This is a genomic window from Acidovorax sp., from assembly GCF_046291265.1.
GTDB lineage: Bacteria > Pseudomonadota > Gammaproteobacteria > Burkholderiales > Burkholderiaceae_C > Acidovorax.
The window spans coordinates 1-4,672 of the sequence record NZ_JBKBTV010000124.1; the positions used below are offsets into that span (position 1 = coordinate 1).

5 protein-coding genes are annotated in these 4,672 nt (G+C 63.9%); all 5 read left to right on the forward strand.

The features are described from left to right. Window positions 1–1,482: ABC transporter permease (locus ACK41V_RS23280; protein ID WP_409786000.1), on the forward strand; the 1,482-nt coding region annotated here is incomplete at its 5' end. Further along, window positions 1,479–2,261 carry an ABC transporter ATP-binding protein gene (locus tag ACK41V_RS23285; protein ID WP_409786002.1) on the forward strand — a complete coding sequence of 261 codons (783 nt, stop codon included), beginning with the start codon at window positions 1,479–1,481 and terminating at the stop codon, window positions 2,259–2,261. The genes ACK41V_RS23280 and ACK41V_RS23285, both read left to right, overlap by 4 nt. Then, window positions 2,258–3,007, forward strand: a complete 750-nt coding sequence (locus ACK41V_RS23290) for an ABC transporter ATP-binding protein (protein ID WP_409786004.1) — start codon at window positions 2,258–2,260, stop codon at window positions 3,005–3,007. Before ACK41V_RS23285 ends, ACK41V_RS23290 begins: the two co-directional genes overlap by 4 nt. 72 nt (window positions 3,008–3,079) lie before the next feature. Then, on the forward strand, window positions 3,080–3,805 hold the full coding sequence (gene pncA, locus ACK41V_RS23295; protein ID WP_409786006.1) for a bifunctional nicotinamidase/pyrazinamidase: 726 nt from the start codon (window positions 3,080–3,082) through the stop codon (window positions 3,803–3,805). Window positions 3,806–3,926: 121 nt separating this feature from the next. Further along, window positions 3,927–4,672, forward strand: a 746-nt coding sequence (locus ACK41V_RS23300; RefSeq protein WP_409786008.1) for an ABC transporter substrate-binding protein, incomplete at its 3' end; no start/stop codon positions are given.

Sequence of the window (4,672 nt, forward strand, 5' to 3'; positions counted from 1 at the left end):
CCCACCTATGACCTGTTCCTCATCGTGGTCGGCCCGCTGGTGCTGGGCGTGGTCTGGCTGCTGCTTACGCGCACCCGGTTCGGCACGCTGGTGCGTGCCGCTACGCAGGACCGCGAGATGGTGAGCGCCCTGGGCGTCAACCAGGCCTGGCTGTTCACCGCCGTGTTCGCGCTGGGCGCGATGCTGGCCGGGCTGGGTGGCGCGTTGCAACTGCCGCGCGAGCCCGCCACGCTGGAGATGGACCTGCACACCATCGGCGCCGCCTTCGTGGTGGTGGTGGTAGGCGGCATGGGCTCCATCCCGGGCGCGTATGCCGCGGCGCTGCTGATCTCCGAGATCAAGGCCATCTGCATCTGGCTGGGCGTGGTCGACGTGTTTGGCGTGAGTATTTCCTTCTCCAAGCTGACCCTGGTGGTCGACTTTCTGGTGATGGCCGTGGTGCTGGTGTGGCGCCCGTGGGGGCTGTTTGGCAGGCCCCAGGCACCCAGTCGCTACGTGGGCATGCAGGAGGAACCGCTGCGTCGGCCGGGCAAGGCCTACTTGGTGGCGGCCGCCGTGCTGGGCCTGCTGCTTGTGGCGGCGCCTCTGATCACTGCGCAGTCGCCCTACACCACCGTGCTGCTGATTGACCTGCTGATCGCAGCGCTGTTCGCGGCCAGTCTTCACTTCATCATGGGGCCTGCGGGCATGCATTCTTTCGGCCATGCCGCCTACTTCGGGCTGGGCGCCTACGGCGCGGCCCTGCTGGTGCGCTCGCTTGGGCTTCCGATGGAGATCGCGCTGGTGATGGCGCCGCTGGTGGCGGCGGCCGGGGCTTTCATCTACGGCTGGTTTGCGGTGCGCCTGTCGGGGGTCTACCTGGCCATGCTGACGCTGGCCTTCGCCCAGATCACCTGGGCCATCACCTACCAATGGGACAGTTTCACCGGCGGCAGCAATGGCCTCACCGGTGTCTGGCCCGCGGAATGGCTGGCGGACAAGCGCATGTACTACTGGCTCACGCTGGCGTTGGTGGGGTTGGGGGTGTGGTGGCTGCGCCGCGTGCTGTTCTCGCCGTTTGGCTATGCGCTGCGCGCCGGGCGCGATTCGCTGCTGCGCGCCGACGCCATCGGCATCGACGTCAAGCGCATGCAGTGGGCGGCCTTTGTGGTGGCCGGCACGGCCGCAGGGCTGGCGGGCGCGCTGTATGCATTCTCCAAGGGCAGCATTTCGCCGGAGTCGCTGGCGGTTGGCAAATCGGTGGATGGGCTGGTGATGGTGCTGCTGGGCGGCATCCAGACGCTGGCGGGCCCCGTGGTAGGTGCCGTGACCTTCACGTGGCTGCACGACACCGTGGCGCGCAACACCGACTACTGGCGGGCCATGCTGGGCGCCATCATCCTGATCCTGGTGCTGCTGTTCCCGCAGGGCATTGCGGGAACCTTCAAGCAGATTTTTGACAACATGCGCGACGCCAAGAACACCAAGGAGGGCAAGGCATGAGCCTCCTCAAAGTCACCGGTCTGGGCAAATCCTTTGGCGGCGTCAAGGCGGTGGATGGCATCCACTTCGAGCTGGCGGCGGGTGAACTGCTGGCACTCATCGGCCCCAACGGCGCAGGCAAGTCCACCACCTTCAACATGGTTAACGGCCAGCTGCCTGCCGACGCGGGTTCCATCCAGCTCAACGGCCAGGAGCTGGTGGGCCGCAAGCCGCGCGACATCTGGCGCATGGGGGTAGGTCGCACCTTTCAGATCGCTGAAACCTTTGCGTCGCTCACGGTGGCAGAGAACGTGCAGATGGCGCTGATCTCCAACGACAGTCTGTTGTTCTCGATGTGGCGCAGGGCCGCCGACCACAAGCGTGACGAAGCGCTGGCGCTGCTCGACCAGGTGGGCATGAAGTCGCAGGCCGACCGGCCCTGCAGCGTGCTGGCCTATGGCGACGTCAAACGTGTGGAGCTGGCCATCGCCATGGCCAACAGCCCCAAGCTGTTGCTCATGGATGAGCCCACGGCGGGCATGGCCCCCAAGGAGCGCAACGACCTCATGGCGCTGACCAAGCAACTCGTGATCGACCGCAACATGGCGGTGCTGTTCACCGAGCACAGCATGGACGTGGTGTTTGCGTACGCCGACCGCATGATCGTGCTGGCGCGCGGGCGGCTGATTGCCGAAGGCAAGCCGCTGGAACTGCGCGACCACCCGAAGGTGCAGGAGGTCTACTTCGGCACCGGCAAGACGTTTGAAAAGAAGGCCGCAGCCAAAGCGGACGCGGCATGACCATGACGACCAACCAACCCAAAGAATTGTTGCTCCAGGCCAAGGGCCTGCAAGCCTGGTACGGCGCGGCGCAAATCCTGTACGACGTGGACCTTGACGTTCGCCGGGGTGAGGTCGTGGCGCTCATGGGCCGCAATGGCGCAGGCAAGTCCACCACTCTCAAGACGCTGATGGGCATGCTGTCCAAACGCAAGGGCACCATCCAGTTCATGGGCAAAGACCTGTCCAAAACCGACCCACACGACGCAGCTCGCTTGGGGATGGGTTTTGTGCCCGAAGACCGCCGCGTGTTTACCGACCTCACGGTGATGGAAAACCTGGAAGTGGGCCGCCAACCCGCCCGCCACTGGCCCGATGGCACGGCCGCGCCCGTGTGGACACCAGAGCGCCTGTTCAAGCTGTTTCCCAACCTGGGCGAAATGCCACAGCGCCCCGGCGGCCGCATGAGCGGTGGCGAGCAGCAGATGCTGACCGTGGCGCGCACGCTGATGGGCAACCCCTACGTCGTGTTGCTCGACGAGCCCTCTGAAGGTGTGGCCCCCGTCATCGTGGAGCAGATGGCCCACATGATTCTGGAGCTCAAAGGGCAAGGCGTGAGCATCCTGCTGTCCGAGCAGAACATGCACTTCGCTGAACTGGTGTCCGACCGCGCATACGTGCTCGAAAAGGGCCAGATCCGCTACCAGGCCAGTATGGAAGAGCTGGCCGCGAACGAGGAAGTTCGCCGGGCCTACCTCAGCGTTTGAATGAGTTCCCCGGCCCTGGCCCCACCGGGCCGTGGCCGATGTGTCAGTGCGTTCCCAACCGGAGTGTTCACCATGCAAACAGCCCTGCGTCGTCGCTTTCTTCTTCAGTCGGCAGCCTTCTCGCTTGCCGGTGCCAGCCTTCCCGCTGCGTGGTCGGCAGGCAAAATCAAACCCGGTGAGCGCGCGGCGCTCATTGTGGTCGATGTGCAAAATTGTTTTACTCCCGGCGGCACCCTTCCCGTGGCCAAGGGTGACGAGGTGGTGCCGGTCATCAACCGCATCGCTACGGCGTTCGAGAACGTGGTGGTCACGCAGGACTGGCATACCCAGGGCCACGCATCCTTTGCCAGCACCCATGCGGGCAAGAAGCCGTTTGAAACCACCAAGCTCAGCTACGGCCAGCAGGTGCTGTGGCCCGACCACTGCGTGCAAGGCACCGACGACGCTGCGTTGCACAAGGACCTCAAGCTGCCCACGGCCCAGGTGATCCTGCGCAAGGGATTTCACCAGCATGTAGACAGCTATTCGGCGTTTGAGGAGGCCGACCGCAAGACGTCGACGGGCCTGGCGGGTTACCTCAAGCAGCGCGGCATCAAGACGGTGTTTGTCACCGGTCTTGCCACCGACTTCTGTGTGGCCTGGACGGCGCTGGACGCCAAGCGCCTGGGCTTTGAAACCTACGTGGTCGAAGATGCCTGCCGCGCCATTGACCTCAACGGCTCGCTCGACGCCGCCTGGAAAAACATGAAAGCCAAAGGCGTCAAACGCATCCAGTCCAGCGACATCGAAATCGCCTGATTCCCGGCGGCCCTGGTGCTCAGTGCCCCAGGGTTTGACCGTTTCACAACACCCCGCAGAAATGGTCGCACAAGGGCTTTCCTTGCTGGGAAACTGACACCTTTGATGTAAGGAGCGTTTCATGAATTTTCGTGGGATGAAAGCGGGGAACATTGACCGCAGAACGGTGCTGACCACCCTGGCCGCCGCTGCACTGACGGCGCCCGGCCTGGCAGCAGCCGAAACCGGAGTAACCGACACCCGCATCAAGGTCGGCCAGTCAGCGGTGTTCACGGGGCCCGCCAAGGATTTCGGGGTGGACTACAAGGCAGGCATCGCGCTCTACTTCGACAAAATCAACAAGACCGGGGGCGTGCAGGGGCGCACGCTTGAGCTTGTCTCCCACGACGACGCCTACGAGCCCAAGAAAACCGCTGAAAACACCACGCGCCTCATCGAAGAAGACAAGGTCTTTGCCCTCATCGGCTACGTGGCCACGGGCAATCTGATCGCCGCCATGCCCATTGCCGAAAAAGCAGGCGTGCCCATGTTTGCGCCGCTGGTGGGCACCACCTCTTTTCGCACCACGCACAACCGCTACCTCTTTCACGTACGTGCCAGCTACGAAACTGAGCTGCGCAAGATCGTGGGGCATCTGGCGACGCTGGGTATCCACAACATTGCGGTCGTCTACCAGAACAGCGCGTTCGGCAAGTCCAACCTCGAAACCTGCCTGCAGATTGCACAGGACCTGAAGGTCAAGGTGGTCGAATCCGTGCCCCTGGAGATCGCCGCCACCGACGCCAAAGCCCAGGTGGTCACCCTCACCAAGGCGCAGCCCGGGGCCGTGGTGATGATCATGGCCGGCAAGATGGTCGAAGTCTTTCT